We start from the raw sequence: 20,894 nt of genomic DNA, 5'->3' as shown, positions 1-20,894 counted from the left end.
TTCTTGAATAAAAGAGCTTGTAAATCCAGTAATTCTCGCAATATTATAGATTTAAGTTCATATAATATTTGCTTGCATTTCAAGTACTTATTATTTCAATTTATTTTAATCACATTGTAAAATTAAGGGACATGATGACCCGTCGGCGAAAAATTTATGAAGGTAAGGCAAAAATTCTTTACGAAGGACCTGAACCTGGAACAATTGTTCAATATTTTAAAGATGATGCAACGGCTGGTAACGGTGCAAAAAAGGGTACAATCACGGGGAAGGGTGTATTGAATAATCGCATAAGCGAATATTTGATGTTGCAGCTTGCTGAAATTAATATACCTACCCATTTTATCCGTCGTTTGAATATGCGGGAACAACTGGTAAAATCTGTTGAGATCATTCCCTTGGAAATTGTGGTCAGAAATGTTGCGGCGGGTAGTATTGTCAAACGTCTGGGATTGGATGAGGGGAAAAAACTTCCCCGTCCCATTGTCGAATATTATTTGAAAAATGATGAACTGAATGACCCACTGGTTCTGGAAGATCATATTACAACATTCAATTGGGCGACCTTGCAGGAAATGGATGAAATCGTAAGTTATACTTTACGTATCAATGATTTTCTCAGAGGATTGTTCGCGGGTATCGGAATCAAGCTGATCGATTTCAAGCTTGAATATGGACGTTTATGGAAAGATGATGAATTTCATATCGTTTTGGCAGATGAAATCTCACCTGATAATTGTCGTTTTTGGGATATGGCAAGTGGTGAAAAGCTTGACAAGGATCGCTTCCGTCGTGATCTTGGTAAAGTGGAAGAAGCCTATCAGGAAATCGCCAGGCGATTGAAAATTATTCCTGAAAAAAATTTTGAGGTTATAGAAAGTAGCAATCCGGAGCATATGGAATGAAATTACGTTTGATTATTCAGTTGAAACAGGGTGTTCTCGATCCACAAGGTAAGGCGATTAACCATGCATTGCATAATCTGTCTTTTAATGAAGTAAAAGATGTACGCGTTGGACGTGTAGTTGATCTTGAACTATCTGAAATGTCAGTAAGTGAAGCCAAAAAAAAGGCAACAGAAATGGCTCAAAATTTATTGGCCAATAATGTTATCGAAGATTTTGAAGTCGAGGTTTTATCATGAGTATAGGTAAGAAAATATTATTTACTGTATCCGGTATCGCTTTGTTAATGGCTTGCGCAAATACAACAGTGCAGGCGCAAAGAGTGAGTAAAGTTAAAGCTGCCGATTTTCTGCAATTATGTCAAAAATCACAGACGGTTAGGGCATGTAATATTTATATTAGCGGTATTGCTGATTCTGTCGCATTTTCAAAAGTCTATGCCAAAAATGAAGGCGATCCCAAGGCACCGGCCGGTTTTTGCATTGATCCTTCCGTATCTGGCAATGAAATGCGTCAAAAAGTTATTGATTATATGAAGGCACATCCAGATCAATTGAACCAGCCAGCAGGAGCGACTGTCTTTAGTGCTTTGCATGAATCTTATCCATGTAAAAACGCATCTGTTGGGGTAAGGTAATGAAAATAGGTATCGTTGTTTTTCCAGGTACCAATCGTGAGCGAGATGTTGTGATTGCCTTTGAACAGGTAACGGGTGTAACTCCCGTTATCGTTTGGCATCGTGAAACAACTTTACCTTCTTTGGATATGATCGTTTTGCCTGGTGGATTTAGTTATGGGGATTATTTGCGTTGTGGTGCAATGGCGGCGCATTCACCAATAATGAGAGAAATCTGTGATTTTGCGAATAAAGGGGGATATATTCTTGGAATTTGTAATGGTTTTCAGATTTTGACAGAGGCCAAATTACTTCCCGGTGCTTTGCTACCGAATGCAAGCCTGAGATTTTTATCTCGTGATTGTCATTTAAAGATTGAACGAAATGATACCGCTTTTACATGCGGGTGGAATAAAGGTGATGTTTTCAAGACAGCAACTGCGCATGGAGATGGAAATTATTTTTGTGATTCAGAAACATTAAGACAGCTTGAAGGAGAGGGACAGATTGCCTTCAGATATAGCTCAGCAAATGGAATTGTAAATCCGGAAGATAGACAGTTAAACCCAAATGGCAGCATTAATGCCATAGCTGGTATTGTAAGTTTGAATGGAAGAATCTGTGGAATGATGCCTCACCCTGAAGATATGGTGAATCCCTTAATGGGAAGTGAAGATGGAAAACCTTTATTCCAGGGTATTATGGAGACCTTGGCTTGATGAGTAAGATACAAAAATTGGTTGTAAATGAAGCTTTGGCAAAACAGTTCGGTTTATCTGCTGATGAATATCAGAAAGTCTTGTCTATCATGGGGCGTGTACCCAGCCTGACCGAATTGGGTATTTTTTCGGTCATGTGGTCAGAACATTGCTCTTATAAATCTTCCCGTGCATGGTTAAGAAATCTTCCGACAAAAGCTCCATGGGTTATTCACGGTCCAGGTGAGAATGCTGGTGTTGTCGATATTGGCGAGGGTTTGGCGGCGGTTTTTAAAATGGAAAGTCATAATCATCCCTCTTTTATTGAACCTTATCAAGGTGCGGCAACAGGTGTTGGTGGTATCTTGCGTGATGTGTTTACCATGGGTGCACGACCGATTGCCAACCTGAACGCTTTACGATTTGGTAGCCCCGATAACCCCCAGACTCGTCATATTGTGGATGGAGTGATTCGGGGTATTGGAGGATATGGAAATTGTGTAGGTGTTCCTACGGTCGGTGGAGAAGTCAATTTTCATGAAAGTTATAACGGCAATCCGCTTGTCAATGCAATGACGGTTGGAATTGCAAGAAAAGACCGTATATTTTTATCAGCTGCAGCTGGAGTAGGTAACCCTGTAATTTATGTTGGTTCCAAAACGGGTCGTGATGGCATTCATGGGGCAACAATGGCTTCTGCGGAATTTGATGAGGATTCAGCATCAAGGCGGCCTACCGTCCAGGTTGGAGATCCATTTGTTGAAAAATTGCTGATTGAGGCTTGTCTAGAATTAATGGCAACGGATGCCATTGTTGCCATCCAAGATATGGGCGCTGCTGGTCTGACCTCATCGGCTGTGGAAATGGCCGGAAAGGGTGGTGTCGGTATTGAGCTGGATTTGGATCACGTTCCGCAACGTGAAGACCAGATGACAGCATATGAAATGATGCTTTCCGAAAGTCAGGAAAGAATGCTTATGGTCTTGCGTTCAGATCGAACGGAGATTGCCAAGCAAATTTTCGAAAAATGGGAGTTGGATTTTGCCATTATTGGATATCTGACGGATACGGGACGTATTGTTATCAAACATCATAATCAGACAGAAGCTGATATTCCCCTTGCACCCCTGGCTGATGAGGCACCACTTTATAAACGACCATCCTCCAATTATCCTGCACCACAACCTATCGCGCCTTTAAATATTACTATCGATATTGAAAAATCCGTCATAAAGTTGCTGGGTTGTGCCGATTTGGCATCCCGTTCCTGGATATGGGATCAATATGACAGCACGATTGGTGGTCAGACAGTCTATCGTCCAGGACAAGGTGATGCAGCGGTGGTAAAGGTTGATGGTCATCATTTAGGTCTTGCGTTAACAACAGACTGTACACCTCGTTACTGTCAAGCCGATGCCTATCAGGGTGGAGCGCAGGCTGTTGCCGAAGCATGGCGCAACATTACCGCAGTAGGTGCCAAACCACTGGCAATAACCGATAATTTAAATTTTGGTAATCCGGAAAAACCTGAAATAATGGGACAGATTATTGCCGCTATTGAAGGTATGAAAGATGCCTGTAACGCACTAGATTTTCCTGTTGTCAGTGGAAATGTTTCACTTTACAATGAAACACGTAATGCACAAAATGAAAATGTATCGGTATTGCCTACACCTGCCATTGGTGGTTTAGGTGTTATTGAAGATGTTTCAAAATCAGTGGGTAGCGCTTTACAGAAAAATTACAAACTTGTTCTAATCGGTAAGACGGAAGGTCATTTGGGTCAAACGCTATGGCTCAGGGAAATTATGGGACAAGAGGCAGGTTACCCACCACCTGTTGATTTAAATATCGAACGTCTCAATGGTGATTTTGTTCGCACCATTATTAACCAGGGACTAGTTGCAGCTTGTCATGATGTATCTGATGGTGGTCTTCTTATTTCAATTGCTGAAATGGCAATGGCAGGAAATACCGGTTGCACGCTTGATGTTCCTGAAAGTGGTATGCGACCAGAAGCCTATTGGTTTGGTGAAGATCAGGGACGTTATATTGTCATGACTTCTGATGCTGATTTAATTATATCAAAAGCAAAAGAACAGGGTGTTGCCGCAAGATTAATAGGGTATACTGGTGGGGATAGCCTTGTCATGCCATCAGGTGCCATGATTACAATTGCAAGAATGAAAGCTGCGTCCAAGTCCTTCTTTGAAAATTTAATGAAAGTTTAAAGATGAATATTTCAGAAATTAAAGATCGCTTAGTCGAAGTATTTCCTGATGCTATTATTGATGTTGGTGCATTGAAAAATGATGGAAGACATTTCTATTGCAAGATCAGCGCTAAAGAATTTGATGGATTAAGCAAAGTTCAGCAACATCAGCTTGTCTATAAGGCATTGGAAAATTATATGGATAAAGATTTACATGCCTTGGCTTTACAAACGTCTGTATTAAAATAATTTAATCAAGGAATTATACAATAAATGAGTAATCCGTTATTTCAACAAATCCAAAAAGAAATCGATAACAATCCTATTGTTCTTTTCATGAAGGGTACAGCAGACTTTCCAAGTTGCGGTTTTTCTGCAAAAGTGGTTCATATTCTTTCTGATATGGGCGTTTCCTTCAAGGATGTAAATATTCTTGAAAATGATGAATTAAGGCAGGGATTAAAGGAGTTTTCCAGTTGGCCAACTTTTCCTCAGCTTTATGTCAAGGGAAAGCTTGTCGGTGGTTGTGATATTGTTCGCGAGATGTATGCCACTGGCGAATTGAAAAACCTTTTTCAGGATGAAAATATTATCAGCAAGTAAATAGTAGAATTTTTACAACGCAAGAATAAAAATTCTATTTTATTTCTTTTTATTCTTGCTAAATTATCCTTATAATGTGTTTCTTGATATCTAGGTTGGTATGTTTAAGGGTATGGGATAATGATAAAAAATGTAAAAAATACTTTTTATTGGGTTTTAGGGGTTACAATATTAGGATGTTCAACGCCTTCTTTTGTTAAGGCACAACATATTGTTACGGAATCGGAAGCCGGTAAGTTAACCCTTGCATCCCTTACGGCTGCACCTATAGTACATCATTACCGTCCTGTCAAACGTACCGTGAGAAAATCAAGACATCCAATGCTAAGGAATGTTGCCTATCACACGAGTTCAAAAAAAAGTTATTCATCATTGGTTCATAAAATTTCCTACAGACAAAAAAATCTAGGAAAAATGAGGGTAAGAAACGCTCTATATAATGTTTCATCCCATAAAAAGTCTAAAGGTCGTCGCCATCGCAGCTAATAAGCGGTAATATTTTCAAGATGTTCAATCCGATTTTGAGAATCTAGTATAATGTAATCAAATTGAACATTATTGATATTATTCATATTATATGTTTCAAGATAACAATTCGCTGAATTAATCAATCTTAGTTTTTGTCTATTGGTAAGAGCGAAAAGAGCTTTTCGCAAGGATTTTCTTTTTTTTACTTCCACAAACAATATATAGTCAGCACGTTGTGCAATTAAATCAATTTCTCCAAATGGACAGCGGTATCTTTGATTCAATATGTTCCAGTCAAGTTTTTTTAAATAGATCGCTACTTTTTCTTCAGCAAATAATCCAGCAGAATAATTTTTATTGGTGAAAGAATAAGAATTAAAATCGTTTTGACGATTACTAAATTTGATCATAATTAAAGCATAACATAATTAAAATAGAATAAAAATATATGTTGTTAAATATTTGGAATGGGATTTTATGACTGCCTTTTATACTTATCTGTTTTTTATTGATGTCAAGCAAGATTGGGTAATGGCGGTTCTAAGATTATTTTTATTAATAGTGGTTACATATCATGTTTTGAAACATGTGAGAGATACCAAAGCTGCGATAGGATGGATCGGATTCTCGTGGATAATGCCAATTACGGGTTTTATTCTGTATTTTATGTTTGGTATAAATCGTGTTACCCGAAAGGCACAAAAATTGGCCACACACAGGCCTTGGCATCATAAATTTACCAAAAGCAATTTTAATTATACAGTTCAAGGTCATTTTTATCCATTGGCTAAAGTTGTAGATAGCTTTACACAAAGGGCATTATTAAAGGGAAATAATATTGATATATATCATAATGGGGATGAAGCCTATCCCGTTATGCTGGAATCAATAAATTCTGCAAATAGTTGCGTTTTCTTATCCTCTTATATTCTTAAAAGTGATGATATTGGCAGGAAATTTGCCGATGCAATAATCAGGGCACATGAAAGGGGCGCTGTTGTCCGTGTACTTGTCGATGGAATAGGTAGCGGTTATTTCTATTGTCCCATTGCCAAATATTTAAAAGCTCATGGCGTTCGTATAGACAGGTTTATGCATACATTTCTTCCCTGGAAAATGGCGTTTATAAACCTAAGAACTCATAAGAAGATTTTGGTGGTAGATGGAAAGATTGGGTTTATAGGAGGTTTAAATATCGCTGCTGTAAATGTGTTATCAAAATGCCCTAAAAATCCGGTTTCAGACACTCATTTTAGGGTAAAAGGCGCCATTGTTCATGAATTAACCGAAGCTTTTTTGCAGGACTGGTTTTTTATTACATCGGAAAAGCTAGATGATGAAAAATTTTTTCCAGAAGTGAAAGAGGAAGGAGATATGGTATGTCGCATTATAACCGCTGGTCCTGATTCAGATATGGAAAAAATCAAATATACAATGATGCAGGCAATAAGTTTGGCGCGTAAATCAATAAGGATTATGACTCCTTACTTTTTGCCAGATGACCGTTTTCTATCATTGTTATGTATGGCTGCCATTCGAGGGGTGGAAATTGATATAATTACCCCTGAACAAAGCAATCAGTTTTTGGTTGATTGGGCCAGAAACATAAACAATAAATTACCCTTACGTTATGGATGTAAAATCTGGTTGGCCAAACCTCCTTTCAATCATTCCAAACTGATGGTTATTGACCGTTTATGGTCCTTTGTTGGTAGTTCAAATATTGATATGCGCAGTTTAAGATTGAATTTTGAAATCAATATGGAAGTTTATCATGAAAAATTTTCAGAAAAAATTGACGATTTCATTATATTGCATAAAAACAAGCCATTAAAATTAAAAGAGCTTGAAAAAAGATTCTTTTTGGTAAAATTAAGAGATGCTACCACTCGATTGCTGCTTCCATATTTATAAGACTGGACGTAGTATCACCATTATTGGATGATGATCGGATGTAAATCTGGATAAAACCTGACTTGCAATACATTCCATACCCTTGATCAAGCAACGATCGAGACGAATTGGCACAAGATTGGCCATTTTGTGTGTTGGTTCATTGGGCCCAACATCTCTGAATCCATGTAATAATGCGGGACCAATCTGGTTAAAGTCACCTAAAACTGCAGCGTGATCAGGTAGAATACCGGCAAGAGCCTGTAATTGTTTACGGTTCAATATCTGACCATGGGATAGGTGGACATTAGCTATCCAGAAATTTCCATAATCGATCAATTGGGCAACACGTTTGATTAACGTGCCTCGGGGTAAATCGCAAATCGTGGGTGGCGAAAAAAATGGGTAAGGACTCCAGCAAGCAACACCATGAATTCTGCCAGGTAATGGAAAACGACTGTAATAACCACCAACAAGATCGGGTAAAATATTAATTTCCTCTGTTGCTTCCTGCATTAACAATAAATCAGGTTTGTGATTATTGATCAAATAAGCAACGTCATATGGGGATGCTCCAATTTTTCTTAACAAATTCCAGCTGATAATTTTCATTTGAGAAAATATTTTAGGAATGTTAGGAATTTTGTAATGTGGCGTAATTGAAAGGATCATGAATTGATATTCTTGGATAGTTATCTGATAATATAGTTAATATTACTACCTATTTCTGATCCAACAAATTTAAGAATTAATCTTTGTTTTTCAATATATAAGAATTTTAGTAACATTTTTGTTATAATTAATTATAGATAACAATTACGAATTAGTAAATATTATAAAGTATGAGTTTCAATTATTGCTAACAGGATTTAAATATAAAAATATGACAAATCTTTATAAAATGATTTTTCAGTAAGTAAAAATTTTTTTTATCAAAAAGGTTAAAGCATGTCTCATATATCATCTGAAGAATGGGCCGTTTCATATGGATGGAAAATTTTGTCAACATTTTTGGTCCAAATAGGTAGACAGACATACTCATTACCCGAGAAAGGTGTGTTTGTAAATGATCCGCTCGCACGTGGATCGACAGTTATATATCCTTCAGTTGAGGCAATGCGTCGTTCGGAAAAAGGTAAGTATGAACATGAAACGCTTTATGGAGCAATGGGTTCACCAAATCAGCATCAGCTTGAGCAAGTTATTGCCCAAATTGAAGGAGGATCACATTGTCAAGTAGTATCATCGGGTTTGGCAGCTTGTACTATACCTCTATTAGGTTTTTTATCGTCAGGTGATCATTGTTTGATAATTGACAGTATCTATGGGCCAACCAAACGGTTTGCAGAGACTGTTTTGGAAAAATTTGGAGTTGAAATCAGCTACTACCCCGCTGATTGTAATCTTGGTGAAATTGAAACCTATATTCAAAACAATACGAAATTAATATTTACGGAAAGTCCCGGTAGTCATAGTTTTGAAATTCAGAATATTGCCGGTACGGCTGAAATAGCTCATAGATATGGAGCTAAACTAATATTAGACAATACATGGGGAATAGGTATATTTAAGCCTTTCGAGCATGGAGTGGATATATCTGTTCAGGCACTAACAAAATATGCCAATGGTCATTCAGATTTAGTACTTGGTGCCATTACAGTTAAATGTGATGATGACTGGCATATTTTAAGGGATTATGCTGTCGCCATGGGAGAGGTGGCAGCGCCAGATGTATGCTGGTTAACATTGCGTGGGTTGAGAACTATGGCAGCGCGACTCGAAAAACAATCAGTGACCGGATTAAAAATTGCACACTGGTGCAGTCGGCAACCTTATGTTGAACGGGTTCTTCATCCCGCATTGCCAAGTTGTTATGGGCATGAATTTTGGAAACGAGATTTTACAGGTGCAAGCAGTGTATTTGGAGTGGTTTTCAAAAAAAATATTATTTTGCAAAAAGTTATTGAAATGATTAATCATCTTAAAATTTTTTCAATTGGTGCTTCTTGGGGGGGATATGAAAGTCTGGTTTTACTCACTGATGGAGAGATAAGAAGGAAATATAAAAGCAGAACTTTAACTGGTTCGGCTTGTAGGTTTCATATCGGTTTAGAAAATGAAAATGATTTGATTGAAGATTTAAAACAAGCTTTTGATAAAACTTTAAAGTAGATTACGTTTTCGATAGGACAACGCTTCAGTAATACTGGAAACATCAATTTCATCCTTTTCTGAAAGATCTGCGATTGTAAGAGCCACCCTCAATAATCTTGTGATGCCTCGGGCAGAAAGGCGTAATTGCACTGAAGCTTTTTCTACTATTTCCGCCACCGAGGCAGATAATGATATTTGATTATTATTTAATTCACAATTTAAATTGTTCTGTCTTTCAAATTGTTTTTCTCTGGCTTTTTTTACACGTTTTGCAACTTTTACACTTTTTTCACCATTCGGTATGGAAACGATATCGCGTGGTGGTATCGGTTCAATATAGGTAACAATATCGATACGATCCAATAATGGACCAGAAATCTTACGAGTATATTCTTCACCACAGCGGGGGACACGATGACACTCACGTTCTGTATCGCCCATATATCCACATCGACAGGGATTCATTGCGGCAATTAATTGAAATTTCGCAGGGAAAGTTATATGATTCATCGCTCTGGCAATAGATATTTTACCATTTTCAAGCGGTTGTCTTAATGCTTCAAGACTGTTCCTCGTAAATTCAGGAAATTCATCCAAAAATAATATTCCATGATGAGCCAAGCTTATTTCACCCGGTTTCACTTTTATTCCTCCTCCAGTTAATGAAACTTGACTGGCAGAATGATGCGGGTTTCGAAAGGGAGGTTGTCTGATAGGGACAGAACCGTTTAATAATCCCGCAGCACTATAAATACGAGTAACCTCTAAAGATTGTTGTGCGGTTAAATCAGGTAAAATGCTGGGCAATCTTGTTGCAAGCATGGATTTGCCAGATCCTGGCGGCCCAATCATCAACATTGAATGCCCACCTGAAGCGGCAATTTCCAGAGCACGTTTTGCACTTTCCATACCTTTGATATCAAACAAATCATAATCATGGGAGGTTTTTGGAGACTGTAACATTTTAGGAGGCGTTAAAATCTGTTTTCCCAAAAAATGCTGGATGATTGAAAGCAGATCGGGAGCAGCAAGTATATCTATATCTCCACCCAATAGGGCTTCGCTTCCTTGTATGGCTGGACAAATCAAACCTTTTTCTTGAGAAACAGCTCCAATAGTTGCTGAAATTACATTGTTGACAGCACTAATTTTTCCATCAAGTGATAATTCGCCAACAGCTGCATAATTCAATAACATTTCTTCAGGAATAATATCCAAAGCGACCAACAGTCCCAATGCAATAGGCAAATCATAATGAGTGCCCTCTTTAATAATATCGGCTGGAGAAAGATTTATCAAAATCCGTTTCGGTGGTAAGGCTATGCCCATTGAGATAAGGGCGGCCTTAACCCGTTCACGGGATTCAGTCACGGCTTTATCAGCCAGGCCAACAATTGTAAATGCGGGTAAGCCTCGAGAAATTTGAACCTGAATTTCCACAGAAATAGGATCAATACCAGAAAAGGCAAAAGTTGATATTCTGGTTATTGCCATTATAGAATATGGATCCTGACTTTAAAATTTTAATTAATTACAACTCATTTGGACGATAAAGGATTCGAGCCCTGATCGTTCCCTCGAGATTGCGTAAGGCTCGCAAAATTTCGATATCAATTTCCTTATCTCCATCGGTTGTTGCCTCAATGACAACATAACCCACTTCACCATCCGTCTGTAAATATTGAGCGGAAATATTGGCGTTGACCTTGGTAAATATGTTGTTAATTTTTTGCATGATGCCAGGAATGTTTTGATGAACATGCATATATCGTGTGCCCTTTAAACGGATTGGCAACTGAACCTCTGGAAAATTTACGGCACTTAGGGTTGAACCGACATCCGAATATTCAATAAACTTATTTCCTACTTCCCGACCAATTCGTTCTTGCGCCTCGATTGTGGATCCACCGATATGAGGAGTTAGGATAACATTATCCAATCCGCGTAATGGTGAAGTGAATTCCTCACCTTTAACTTTGGGTTCTACAGGAAATACATCAATTGCCGCACCTAAAAGATGATTGGATTTCAATGCTTGTACAAGGGCATCAATATCAACAACCTGTCCTCTAGCGTTATTGATAAGAAATGAACCGGGTTTCATCAAGGCTATCTCTTTTTCGCCTATCAGATTGATAGTGCCTTTATTATGAGGCACATGTAGGCTAACAATATCACTTATCTGTAAAAGATCTTTCAATGATTGGACAGGACGCGCATTTCCATGACTTAACTTATCAATTATGTCATAATATATAACCTGTAATCCAAAAGATTCGGCTAAAATTGATAATTGTGATCCGATGGATCCATATCCCACAATTCCTAAAGTTTTGCCTCTTACTTCCCAGCTGTTTATACTGCTTTTGTCCCAGAGTCCTTTATGACATTCGGATGAGCGAACAAAAATGCGCCTTAACAGCATGACGATTTCACCCATTACCAATTCCGCCACCGAACGGGTATTGCTGAAGGGGGCATTAAAAACAGGAATACCCAGATTGCGTGCAGCATTAAGATCAACTTGATTTGTTCCGATGCAAAAACATCCAATAGCAATCAGTTTATCGGCTTCATCCAAGATTTCTTTGGTTAATTGTGTACGGGAGCGAATACCGATTAAATGTACACCTTTGATCGCTTTTTTTAAAGCATCACCCTCCAAGGCTGTCTTAAGATAGGTAATGTTGTTATACCCATTCTTTTTTAATAAATCGACGGCACTTTGATGAACACCTTCTAATAAAAGAATATGAATTTTGTCTTTGGGTAATGATAGATGTGAATTCATTAATTTTCTCTTTAATATATAGAAACTAAAAATTTATAATTTTTATAACGTCCTGTTTTAAGCCTGGATCACCCAAAGCTAGCACAGATTTATTATTGTTTTGAAGAGATAGGGAATTTCCATTCCAGTCGGTTATTGATCCTCCGGCTCCTTTTATGATTGGAACCAAGGCCGCCCAATCCCAAATTTTATTGCCATATTCAATTATGAGGTCAATTTGACCCAATGCCAATAAACCATACGCGTAACAATCTCCACCCCAGCTCATTCTCTTGATTTTTTTGCACAATGATTTCCAGCGGGTGTTTGGAGAATGATCAAGGATTTCTGGTGCAGTGCAAGAACCTTCGGCTATGGAAAGGTCAATACATTTTCTTGTACCTATATGACCACCAAATTCAGAAATAAATTGGCTTTCATACCCTTCAAGACCGATCCAGCGCTCTTTGAGTATCGGTTGGTCAATGATTCCCAATACAGGATTACCCTCATACAATAAGGCGATTAATATTCCAAATAAGGGACGGCCTGTTATAAAAGCCCTTGTTCCATCAATTGGATCTATAACCCATTGAAATTTGGAATTTATATTATCTGATCCATATTCCTCTCCAATAATTCCAAAATCGGGTGTTTCTTGTTTTAGGATTTGTCGGATTGTTTGTTCGGCTTCACGATCGGCTTTTGTTACAGGGGATTCATCATATTTGTCATCTGCATGAATTGAATGTCTAAAATAGGGACGAATAACTTTTTGTGCCTCTTGAAGGGCATGTTCAGCAATCTGAAGATAAGAATTTAAATTCTTCACTATATTTTCCTGATTAGACAATTAGGTGATAAGGGTAAAAAATTAATCGATTTATAATTTTAACATTAAAATTGTTGGAGCATAAAGATTATAAAACCTATTGTTTGAAATCAACAAAATTTAAAATATTATAATTTTTCAAAAATTATTTTTTGGGTTAAGCATAGTTAAATTTATTACATATGCAAATGGTTCTTTATTTTAGTTTTTTTATTTTTGTCCTGATGGAGGATTATTGCCTGTCAGAGAATTCAGATATGCAATAACATCCGCTCGATCCTTATTTGATGAAAGACCACCATAAGCCATTAGAGTAGCGGGAGCAAAAGCGAGTGGTTTGGCAAGCCATTTATTTAGATTTTCCACAGTCCAGTATTCGTTTTCATGTATTTTAAGCGAGGAAGAGTAATTAAAGTTTGGACTGGAGGCAATTTTTTTATTTTTGATATTAAAAAGTGAAGGCCCTATTTTATCAGGTTCACCCTGTCTGAAACTGTGGCATACTCCGCATTGTTGTGAGGCAATGATTTTTCCTTTGCCTATATCGGCGGTTTTGAGATCAATGGTTTCTTGATTTTCACTAGCATATACTGATGATGTAAGCGGTGAGTAAGGAATCAGGATCTTACTTATCAACCAGCTACCAAACAATATTCCACAGGATATGACACAAGCTGCAGCTATACGGTTCCAGTCAAAACTATCCATTTTATTTTTCTTTGGTTTCTTGAATAACAACTATGATTATTAAATTGATTATAGAATAAAAGCTTATTATTAATAATACAACATAAAGAAAAACTGATATATATATTATTTATAGAGAATTGTTGATGAAGCCTGCTTTGATCCTTATTCCAACACGATTGGCCTCAACTCGACTGCCACGAAAACCCCTGGTTGATATCGGTGGAAAACCTATGATAGTCAGGGTGATGGAACAGGCTTTAAAAACGAAAATCGGACCAGTGGTTGTAGCTTCAGGTGACAGGGAAATTTCGGAGATTGTCAGGGAGAACGGGGGCAGGGCAATTGATACGGATCCAAATCTTTTATCTGGTTCAGACCGAATTTATCAGGCGCTATCCTTACTGCGGGAATATGATCACATTGATACGATTATCAATGTTCAGGGCGATTTACCCCTCATTGATCCATCAGATATTTGTAAATCACTGATACCGCTGAAATATTCTGGAATAGATATCGGAACCTTAATAGCTCCCGTGAAAAATGAATTTGAAAAGACGGCTTTTTCCGTAGTAAAGGTGGCTTGCAGTTTTAGTGAGGATTTATTATTTGCGAAGGCTCTGTATTTTTCTCGTGCAACAATTCCATGGGGAAAGGGTCCATTATGGCATCATGTCGGTATTTATGCATATACGCGAAAATCTCTTAACCGTTTTATAAACTTGCCTCAATCTTTACTTGAGAAACGAGAAAAACTCGAGCAATTGAGAGCTTTGGAAGCTGGAATGAATATTGGTTGTGCTGTAATAGATGAAGCGCCATTGGGAATTGATACACCAGACGATCTTGAACGGATAAGAAAACGAATTATTTAATAGGATTATTTTATGACTGCCAAAATTATTGCCTTTCAGGGTCGACCAGGTGCCTATTCGGATATGGCCTGTCGTTCGGCAAGGCGGGGATGGGTAACGTTACCTTGTGAAAATTTTATTGAAACGATAAAAGCTGTGCAGTCTGGAAAGGCTGAACAAGCCATGTTGCCATGCGAAAATAATTTAGTTGGAAGAGTGCCTGATATTCATAATCTTTTGCCTTCTTCGGGACTTTTTATTGTTGGTGAGCATTTCCAAAGGATTGAACATTGTCTAATAGGTATCAAGAATGCCAAAATTTCTGATATCAAAAGGGTTCACACACATCCGGTGGCAATGGGGCAGGTTTCGGAAATAATCAATGATTTGTCGCTTGAACGGATAACAGAATTTGATACCGCAGGTGCTGCTGAAATTATAGCAAAAATGAATAACAGGGAAGATGCGGCAATTGCATCGGAACTTGCGGCAGAATTGAATGGGCTGGATGTATTAAGATACAATGTTGAAAATGAAAATTATAATACAACCCGCTTTTATATCGTTTCACGTGAGAAGAAAATTCCAACGCAACGTGAAAACATGATGACGACTGTTTTATTTAAAACGAAAAATATTCCATCCGCCCTTTATAAGGCATTGGGAGGTTTTGCGACAAATAATGTAAATATGACACGTTTGGAAAGCTGTATGGATAAAGGGGGGTTTGTTGCAACCAAATTTTTGGTTGATGTGGAAGGACATGTTCACAATGACCCGTTAAATCAGGCCTTGAATGAACTGAAATTTTATTCAGATGATTATGTTCTTTTGGGGGTGTATCCTGCTTCACAATATCGTCAGAGTGTATAGTCCATATATAATTTTATAAAATTTTGATACACTTATTTTATATATAATTGAATATCAATGATTGATAAGGAATAATGACAACATGAGTATATGGTTTGAAGGTTCAATCACGGCATTAATTACTCCGATGAAACAGGATGGTTCATTGGATATTCCTACTTTTGAAAAATTTGTGGATTGGCAGATCCAGGAGGGGACTTCTGTACTGGCTCCCGTTGGTACAACGGGGGAAAGTCCAACTTTATCTCATGAAGAACATCGGAAAATTGTTGAAGTGGCGGTTAAGGTTGCAAATGGTAGAGTCCCAGTTTTGGCAGGAGCCGGATCAAATAGTACATCTGAAGCAATTGAAATGGTTAAATTTGCAAAAGAAATTGGAGCGACAGCTGCTTTGGTCGTAACACCTTATTATAACAAACCAACTCAGGAAGGATTGTATTGTCATTATATGTCAATTGTAGAGGCGACGGAATTTCCTGTTTATATCTATAATATACCAGCCCGCTCTGTAATTGACATGTCTGTGGAGACTATGGCAAGACTTGCAGAAAATCCCTATATTGTTGGTGTCAAAGATGCGACGGCTAATCTTGTCCGACCCATTCAGGTAAGACGGGCGGTTAAAAAGAATTTTAACCAGTTGTCGGGGGAAGATGGTACCGCGATTTCATTTTTGGCCGCTGGTGGTGATGGTTGTATCAGTGTGACGGCTAATATTGCACCAAAATTATGCGCAGAAATGCAACAGGCCTGGAAGGATGGTCATATTGCCAATGCAATGGCTATGCAGGATCGTTTGTCTGTTTTACATGATGCCCTTTTTATTGAGAGCAATCCAGGCCCCGTTAAATTTGCAGCGTCCGTTTTGGGGTTGGCAGGAGAGACTTGCCGTTTACCGCTTGCGCCTGTTGCGGAGAAAACGCGGATTAGGGTTAAAGAGGCTTTGGAAAAAGTGGGATTATTGGGTTAAATGGCGGAAAAAAAGAAAAATTCTCTAATCTCTTTTGGAAACGTGGCAAAAAACCGTAAAGCCACGTTCAACTATTCCATTGTTGATAAGGTGGAAGCGGGTTTAATGTTAAAGGGTCCGGAAGTAAAAAGTTTGCGTTTAGGACGGGCCACGATTAACGAGGCCCATGCAGGGGAAAGGGAAGGGGAAATATGGCTTTTCAATAGCTACATTCCTGAATATCAGGGCGGGTTTTTTTCAAAATTTGATCCACGCGCCCCCAGGAAACTGCTACTTCATAAAAAACAAATTTTTAAATTGCTAGGAGCTATAAGTAGGAATGGTATGACACTGGTTCCACTGGATATTTTTTTTAACAGCCGGGGGATAGCCAAGGTAACACTAGGTCTAGGTCAGGGTAAGAAAAAAGCGGACAAACGTCAGGCAATAGCTGATCGTGACTGGAAACGTGATCAGGCAAGATTATTAAGGAATAAATTTTAACATTATCCTTTTGACAAAAAAAGAATTACGATTAATCATTAAGTATGTGAAAGGCTGAAGAGAAACTGAATATAAATTTATGAATTAATTGATTTATCCACAATTATTTATGCTATTGATTGATTAAAACAGTTTTTTAACTTTATGCTTTTCTAGATATATAGGTTATTTTTCTAGAAGGGTTTCGTGTATGGCATCGGTCGTATTAATCATTAATGCGGGTTCATCAAGTCTAAAATTTTCTCTGTATCGGGGTCAGAATAATTCAGATTTTGAATTATATTCCAAAGGATTACTAGAGGGGATTGGATCAGGACCCCATTTGAAAATAACCGATCGTCAAGATAAAATCATTCATGAAAAAAAATGGACAGATGGTCAATATGCAAAACTTGATGCCAGGGATGAATTGTTGGATCAGGTCTTGAAATGGCTTTTTGATTTTATAAAAAAAGATAGAATTCTGGCAATCGGTCACCGTGTGGTTCATGGTGGGATGAAATATTACCGTCCTGTTGTTATTGATCAAAAAATTTACAGTTATCTGGATTCATTGACACCATTTGTACCCTTGCATCAACCAGCCAGCCTTGCTCCCATGAAAGTCATAATGGATAAATATCCGGATATTACTCAGGTTGCTTGTTTTGATACCGCTTTTCATGCCACAATGCCAGATAAAGCTAAACGCTTTGCCCTTCCAAGAAAATATTATGATAGTGGATTGAGACGTTATGGGTTTCACGGTCTTTCCTATCATTATATCGTGCATTATTTGCAAAAAAATAAATCCCCCCTGATTAAGGGTAAAATAGTTGTTGCGCATCTTGGAAATGGTTCAAGCGTTGCGGCTATAAATAAGGGAAAATCCATTGATACGTCCATGAGTTTTACGCCCTTGGACGGTTTGGTGATGGGTACACGTACTGGACAGATCGATCCAAATGTCGTCTTATATATGACTCGTGAAGAAAAAAGGTCTCCCGATGAAATTGAGGATATAATCTGGAAACAATCTGGTTTGTTAGGTGTATCCGAGGTTTCAAGTGATATGCGAGGTCTTATTCATGAAATTGCCCAAAATGGACCAAAATCGAAATTTGCCAAACAGGCACTGGATTTGTTTATTTATAAACTGATTGGAGAGATAGGTCGGCTAATTGTTTGTCTAAAAGGGATTGACGGATTGATTTTTACAGCTGGTATCGGTGCACATGCCACATATGTCCGGTCTGTGGTCTGTCAGACTTTGTCCTGGCTAGGGATTGAAATTGATGAACAGGCAAATAAAGATGGAAATGAACTGATCAGTACTTCAGAAAGCAATATCAAGGTATATACAATCCCGACCAATGAGGAGTTCATCATATTGAAAGAAATACAACAGCTTTTATTAAATTCGAAACAGCGTGCATGAATCCGGGGTTTTAATAACTCTTATTGAGTTTAACAATAGCTATTTATCAAGGAGTAAAAAATGACTGATAAAAAGCTTTTATCTGAACATGAAGTGGACTTATTTAATAAATGGTGGCATGCCGCCAATTATCTATCCATCGGACAGATCTATCTAATGAATAACCCTTTATTGAGGGAACCATTGAAACTGGAACATACCAAACCACGATTGCTTGGACATTGGGGAACAACCCCGGGCCTCAATTTCATTTATCTTCATCTCAACCGTATTATCAGAGAACGAAATAACGATATTCTTTTTATAGCTGGGCCAGGTCATGGGGCTCCTGGGGTTGTGGCGTCAACCTATCTTGAAGGGACTTATACAGAACTTTTTCCCGAGATTACACAGGATGAAGTGGGAATGCAGAAATTGTTCAAACAATTTTCCTTTCCCGGCGGTATTCCAAGCCATACAGGTGCACCAACACCAGGATCCATTCATGAGGGTGGAGAACTTGGATATTCGCTTTCACATGCATATGGGGCAATATTTGACAATCCTGATCTGACCGTTGCATGTGTTATAGGTGATGGTGAGGCAGAAACAGGACCCTTGGCAACATCATGGCACAGTAATAAATTTGTTAATCCAAAAACAGATGGTGCTGTCTTACCCATTCTTCATTTGAATGGCTATAAAATTGCAAACCCAACTATATTGGCACGTATATCCCATCAGGAATTAATCAATTTAATCAAGGGGTACGGCTATGATCCAATTTTTGTTGAAGACAATGATCCAGATTCAATGCATCAGAAAATGGCTTCAGCCATGAATACTGCATTCAATCGTATTCATCGAATTCAACAGAATGCACGCAAAAATAATGATACCGATCGTCCATTATGGCCAGCCATTATTTTTAAAAGCCCAAAAGGTTGGACATGTCCGAAAACCATTGATGGAGAAAAAGTGGAAGATTATTGGCGTGCACATCAGGTTCCTTTTGGGGATTTGAGCAATCCAAAACATCTGAAATTATTAGAAAAATGGATGAGATCCTATCATCCTGATGCGTTATTTGATGAAAAAGGGGCAATATTTCCAGAAATTGCAGAATTGGCACCCAAGGGGGATAAACGTATGAGCGCCAATCCGAATGGGAATGGCGGGTTGCTCAGACGACCCTTGAAGTTACCTGATTATCGACAATATGCAGTAAAAATGACGAAACATGGTCATGTAATTGCTGAATCAACCAGGATAATGGGGGAGTTTTTAAGAGATGTCATTAAAAATAATCCTGAAAAATTTTTGCTTCTTTCCCCTGATGAAAATAATTCAAATCGTTTGAATAAGGTATTTGAAGTAACCGATCGGGTCTGGAATGCCGAAATATATGATTACGATGATCATTTGGCCCATAAGGGACAGGTGATGGAAATTTTAAGTGAACATACGGTTGAGGGTTGGCTTGAAGGATATTTATTGACTGGAAGACATGGATTGTTTTCCTGTTACGAGGCTTTTATCCATATTGTCGACTCAATGGTCAATCAATTTGCAAAGTGGTTGGACGAGGCGAGCAAGGTGGAGTGGCGGCGGCCAATTTCGTCTTTAAATATCCTTTTGACGTCTCATGTTTGGCGGCAGGATCATAATGGGTTCAGTCATCAAGATCCCGGTTTCATAGATCATGTTGTTTCGAAAAAACCTAAAATGAGCAGAGTTTATTTGCCACCAGATGCTAATACCCTGTTGCTAGTCACGAGTCACTGTTTAAAAAGTTCAGACCGTATCAATGTTATTGTTGCCGGCAAGCAACCAGAGCCCCAGTGGCTTACCATGGATGAGGCAATTAAACATTGTTATAAAGGCCTTGGCATTTGGGAATGGGCCAGTAACGATAAAGGAATAGAACCCGATGTTATTGTGGCATGCGCTGGTGATGTACCAACGCTTGAAGCATTGGCGGCGACCAAAATTCTTAACGAATATGTACCAGATCTCAAAATTCGTTTTATCAATGTTGTTGACCTGATGACTCTTATGACAGATGATCAGCATCCACATGGATTGTCAAATCAAGAATTTGATGCCTTGTTTACAATCAATAAACCAGTTATCTTTGCTTATCATGGTTTTCCAAGATTAATTCACTCGCTTATTTATAAACGAAGCAATGCAAGAAATTTTCATGTTCATGGTTTCAGAGAAGAAGGAACAACCACAACACCTTTTGATATGGTTGTATTGAACAATCTTGATCGTTATCACTTGGTATCAAACATCATGAACAGGGTTGATCGTTACAAATCAAAAATAGCTTATATAGATCAGTTTGTGAGAGACAAACTTGTTGAGCATGAATTATATATTCGCCAATATGGTGAAGATATGCCAGAAATCAAAAACTGGCGTTGGAAATAAAAAAAATGTAAATATATATTGATTTGGTTTTTCAGCGTATG

Annotated in this window: 22 protein-coding genes; 16 read left to right on the top strand and 6 right to left on the bottom strand. The window is 38.1% G+C overall.

Annotation, left to right across the window (positions count from 1 at the left end; genetic code table 11):
- Positions 1 to 134: 134 nt before the first annotated feature.
- The 8 genes from purC to H3T46_RS01670 all read left to right on the top strand — a co-directional run bounded on the left by purC (position 135) and on the right by H3T46_RS01670 (position 5,520).
- Positions 135 to 905 carry a phosphoribosylaminoimidazolesuccinocarboxamide synthase gene (gene purC / locus H3T46_RS01705; protein WP_198197647.1) on the top strand — a complete coding sequence of 257 codons (771 nt, stop codon included), beginning with the start codon at positions 135 to 137 and terminating at the stop codon, positions 903 to 905.
- Positions 902 to 1,144 carry a phosphoribosylformylglycinamidine synthase subunit PurS gene (purS, locus tag H3T46_RS01700; protein ID WP_155565471.1) on the top strand — a complete coding sequence of 81 codons (243 nt, stop codon included), beginning with the start codon at positions 902 to 904 and terminating at the stop codon, positions 1,142 to 1,144. The genes purC and purS overlap by 4 nt, the downstream gene beginning before the upstream one ends.
- Positions 1,141 to 1,542: a Rap1a/Tai family immunity protein gene (locus H3T46_RS01695; RefSeq protein WP_110438010.1), complete on the top strand. Its 402-nt coding sequence runs from the start codon at positions 1,141 to 1,143 to the stop codon at positions 1,540 to 1,542. Before purS ends, H3T46_RS01695 begins: the two co-directional genes overlap by 4 nt.
- Positions 1,542 to 2,240 carry a phosphoribosylformylglycinamidine synthase subunit PurQ gene (gene purQ, locus H3T46_RS01690; RefSeq protein ID WP_155566818.1) on the top strand — a complete coding sequence of 233 codons (699 nt, stop codon included), beginning with the start codon at positions 1,542 to 1,544 and terminating at the stop codon, positions 2,238 to 2,240. The genes H3T46_RS01695 and purQ overlap by 1 nt, the downstream gene beginning before the upstream one ends.
- The gene (purL, locus tag H3T46_RS01685) at positions 2,240 to 4,450 is read left to right on the top strand and encodes a phosphoribosylformylglycinamidine synthase subunit PurL (RefSeq protein ID WP_198197237.1); all 2,211 of its coding nucleotides are present in this window, start codon (positions 2,240 to 2,242) and stop codon (positions 4,448 to 4,450) included. The genes purQ and purL overlap by 1 nt, the downstream gene beginning before the upstream one ends.
- 2 nt (positions 4,451 to 4,452) lie before the next feature.
- On the top strand, positions 4,453 to 4,680 hold the full coding sequence (locus H3T46_RS01680; protein ID WP_110438007.1) for a BolA/IbaG family iron-sulfur metabolism protein: 228 nt from the start codon (positions 4,453 to 4,455) through the stop codon (positions 4,678 to 4,680).
- Positions 4,681 to 4,704: 24 nt separating this feature from the next.
- The gene (gene grxD, locus H3T46_RS01675; protein ID WP_198197236.1) at positions 4,705 to 5,034 is read left to right on the top strand and encodes a Grx4 family monothiol glutaredoxin; all 330 of its coding nucleotides are present in this window, start codon (positions 4,705 to 4,707) and stop codon (positions 5,032 to 5,034) included.
- A gap of 120 nt (positions 5,035 to 5,154) precedes the next feature.
- Positions 5,155 to 5,520 (top strand): hypothetical protein, encoded by a 366-nt coding sequence (locus tag H3T46_RS01670; protein ID WP_198197235.1) that lies wholly within the window; start codon positions 5,155 to 5,157, stop codon positions 5,518 to 5,520.
- Here the strand turns inward: H3T46_RS01670 and H3T46_RS01665 are convergent.
- Entirely contained in the window at positions 5,517 to 5,912 is a 396-nt protein-coding gene (locus tag H3T46_RS01665; RefSeq protein WP_198197234.1) for a YraN family protein, read from the bottom strand. The genes H3T46_RS01670 and H3T46_RS01665 overlap by 4 nt on opposite strands.
- Positions 5,913 to 5,979: 67 nt before the next feature.
- On the opposite strand from H3T46_RS01665, the gene cls reads away from it, so the two are divergent.
- Positions 5,980 to 7,416 carry a cardiolipin synthase gene (gene cls, locus H3T46_RS01660; protein ID WP_198197233.1) on the top strand — a complete coding sequence of 479 codons (1,437 nt, stop codon included), beginning with the start codon at positions 5,980 to 5,982 and terminating at the stop codon, positions 7,414 to 7,416.
- Here the strand turns inward: cls and H3T46_RS01655 are convergent.
- Entirely contained in the window at positions 7,411 to 8,067 is a 657-nt protein-coding gene (locus tag H3T46_RS01655; protein WP_155569253.1) for an endonuclease/exonuclease/phosphatase family protein, read from the bottom strand. The genes cls and H3T46_RS01655 overlap by 6 nt on opposite strands.
- 276 nt (positions 8,068 to 8,343) lie before the next feature.
- Between H3T46_RS01655 and metC the strand changes: the two genes are divergently transcribed.
- The gene (gene metC / locus H3T46_RS01650; protein WP_198197232.1) at positions 8,344 to 9,567 is read left to right on the top strand and encodes a cystathionine beta-lyase; all 1,224 of its coding nucleotides are present in this window, start codon (positions 8,344 to 8,346) and stop codon (positions 9,565 to 9,567) included.
- On the opposite strand, the gene H3T46_RS01645 is transcribed toward metC, so the two are convergent.
- The 4 genes from H3T46_RS01645 to H3T46_RS01630 form a co-directional block, all read right to left on the bottom strand.
- Positions 9,559 to 11,043 carry a YifB family Mg chelatase-like AAA ATPase gene (locus tag H3T46_RS01645; protein ID WP_198197231.1) on the bottom strand — a complete coding sequence of 495 codons (1,485 nt, stop codon included), beginning with the start codon at positions 11,041 to 11,043 and terminating at the stop codon, positions 9,559 to 9,561. The genes metC and H3T46_RS01645 overlap by 9 nt on opposite strands.
- A gap of 37 nt (positions 11,044 to 11,080) precedes the next feature.
- A complete protein-coding gene (serA, locus tag H3T46_RS01640) occupies positions 11,081 to 12,340 on the bottom strand; it encodes a phosphoglycerate dehydrogenase (RefSeq protein ID WP_155568113.1) in 1,260 nt (419 codons plus the stop codon).
- 25 nt (positions 12,341 to 12,365) lie between these two features.
- Positions 12,366 to 13,151, bottom strand: a complete 786-nt coding sequence (locus H3T46_RS01635) for an inositol monophosphatase family protein (protein WP_347401001.1) — start codon at positions 13,149 to 13,151, stop codon at positions 12,366 to 12,368.
- A gap of 210 nt (positions 13,152 to 13,361) precedes the next feature.
- On the bottom strand, positions 13,362 to 13,859 hold the full coding sequence (locus H3T46_RS01630; RefSeq protein ID WP_122123584.1) for a cytochrome c family protein: 498 nt from the start codon (positions 13,857 to 13,859) through the stop codon (positions 13,362 to 13,364).
- A gap of 125 nt (positions 13,860 to 13,984) precedes the next feature.
- Here H3T46_RS01630 and H3T46_RS01625 point away from each other — a divergent pair, with 125 nt between their 5' ends.
- From H3T46_RS01625 to H3T46_RS01600, 6 genes are all read left to right on the top strand, one after another.
- On the top strand, positions 13,985 to 14,716 hold the full coding sequence (locus H3T46_RS01625; protein WP_198197230.1) for a 3-deoxy-manno-octulosonate cytidylyltransferase: 732 nt from the start codon (positions 13,985 to 13,987) through the stop codon (positions 14,714 to 14,716).
- Positions 14,717 to 14,728: 12 nt separating this feature from the next.
- Complete coding sequence (locus H3T46_RS01620) at positions 14,729 to 15,568, top strand: prephenate dehydratase (protein ID WP_155565456.1); 840 nt, start codon at positions 14,729 to 14,731, stop codon at positions 15,566 to 15,568.
- Between the two features lie 82 nt (positions 15,569 to 15,650).
- Entirely contained in the window at positions 15,651 to 16,538 is an 888-nt protein-coding gene (gene dapA / locus H3T46_RS01615; RefSeq protein WP_122123581.1) for a 4-hydroxy-tetrahydrodipicolinate synthase, read from the top strand.
- On the top strand, positions 16,539 to 17,021 hold the full coding sequence (smpB, locus tag H3T46_RS01610; protein WP_110437994.1) for an SsrA-binding protein SmpB: 483 nt from the start codon (positions 16,539 to 16,541) through the stop codon (positions 17,019 to 17,021).
- A gap of 190 nt (positions 17,022 to 17,211) precedes the next feature.
- Complete coding sequence (locus tag H3T46_RS01605; protein WP_155580413.1) at positions 17,212 to 18,438, top strand: acetate/propionate family kinase; 1,227 nt, start codon at positions 17,212 to 17,214, stop codon at positions 18,436 to 18,438.
- 60 nt (positions 18,439 to 18,498) lie between these two features.
- Positions 18,499 to 20,853, top strand: a complete 2,355-nt coding sequence (locus H3T46_RS01600) for a phosphoketolase (RefSeq protein WP_198197229.1) — start codon at positions 18,499 to 18,501, stop codon at positions 20,851 to 20,853.
- Positions 20,854 to 20,894: the final 41 nt, after the last annotated feature.

The organism is Commensalibacter sp. M0133 (assembly GCF_016101485.1).
In the GTDB taxonomy this organism is placed as follows: Bacteria; Pseudomonadota; Alphaproteobacteria; order Acetobacterales; family Acetobacteraceae; genus Commensalibacter; species Commensalibacter melissae.
This window is presented reverse-complemented; position numbering and strand designations above follow the sequence as displayed.

Coding starts and splice junctions, on each gene's coding strand:
- metC (WP_198197232.1), top strand. CDS start 8,344: ATGTCTCATATATCATCTGAAGAATGGGCCGTTTCATATGGATGGAAA.
- cls (WP_198197233.1), top strand. CDS start 5,980: ATGACTGCCTTTTATACTTATCTGTTTTTTATTGATGTCAAGCAAGAT.
- H3T46_RS01630 (WP_122123584.1), bottom strand. CDS start 13,859: ATGGATAGTTTTGACTGGAACCGTATAGCTGCAGCTTGTGTCATATCC.
- serA (WP_155568113.1), bottom strand. CDS start 12,340: ATGAATTCACATCTATCATTACCCAAAGACAAAATTCATATTCTTTTA.
- H3T46_RS01620 (WP_155565456.1), top strand. CDS start 14,729: ATGACTGCCAAAATTATTGCCTTTCAGGGTCGACCAGGTGCCTATTCG.
- smpB (WP_110437994.1), top strand. CDS start 16,539: ATGGCGGAAAAAAAGAAAAATTCTCTAATCTCTTTTGGAAACGTGGCA.
- H3T46_RS01665 (WP_198197234.1), bottom strand. CDS start 5,912: ATGATCAAATTTAGTAATCGTCAAAACGATTTTAATTCTTATTCTTTC.
- H3T46_RS01625 (WP_198197230.1), top strand. CDS start 13,985: ATGAAGCCTGCTTTGATCCTTATTCCAACACGATTGGCCTCAACTCGA.
- dapA (WP_122123581.1), top strand. CDS start 15,651: ATGAGTATATGGTTTGAAGGTTCAATCACGGCATTAATTACTCCGATG.
- H3T46_RS01695 (WP_110438010.1), top strand. CDS start 1,141: ATGAGTATAGGTAAGAAAATATTATTTACTGTATCCGGTATCGCTTTG.
- H3T46_RS01670 (WP_198197235.1), top strand. CDS start 5,155: ATGATAAAAAATGTAAAAAATACTTTTTATTGGGTTTTAGGGGTTACA.
- H3T46_RS01655 (WP_155569253.1), bottom strand. CDS start 8,067: ATGATCCTTTCAATTACGCCACATTACAAAATTCCTAACATTCCTAAA.
- purC (WP_198197647.1), top strand. CDS start 135: ATGACCCGTCGGCGAAAAATTTATGAAGGTAAGGCAAAAATTCTTTAC.
- purS (WP_155565471.1), top strand. CDS start 902: ATGAAATTACGTTTGATTATTCAGTTGAAACAGGGTGTTCTCGATCCA.
- H3T46_RS01645 (WP_198197231.1), bottom strand. CDS start 11,043: ATGGCAATAACCAGAATATCAACTTTTGCCTTTTCTGGTATTGATCCT.
- H3T46_RS01680 (WP_110438007.1), top strand. CDS start 4,453: ATGAATATTTCAGAAATTAAAGATCGCTTAGTCGAAGTATTTCCTGAT.
- H3T46_RS01600 (WP_198197229.1), top strand. CDS start 18,499: ATGACTGATAAAAAGCTTTTATCTGAACATGAAGTGGACTTATTTAAT.
- grxD (WP_198197236.1), top strand. CDS start 4,705: ATGAGTAATCCGTTATTTCAACAAATCCAAAAAGAAATCGATAACAAT.
- purL (WP_198197237.1), top strand. CDS start 2,240: ATGAGTAAGATACAAAAATTGGTTGTAAATGAAGCTTTGGCAAAACAG.
- H3T46_RS01605 (WP_155580413.1), top strand. CDS start 17,212: ATGGCATCGGTCGTATTAATCATTAATGCGGGTTCATCAAGTCTAAAA.
- purQ (WP_155566818.1), top strand. CDS start 1,542: ATGAAAATAGGTATCGTTGTTTTTCCAGGTACCAATCGTGAGCGAGAT.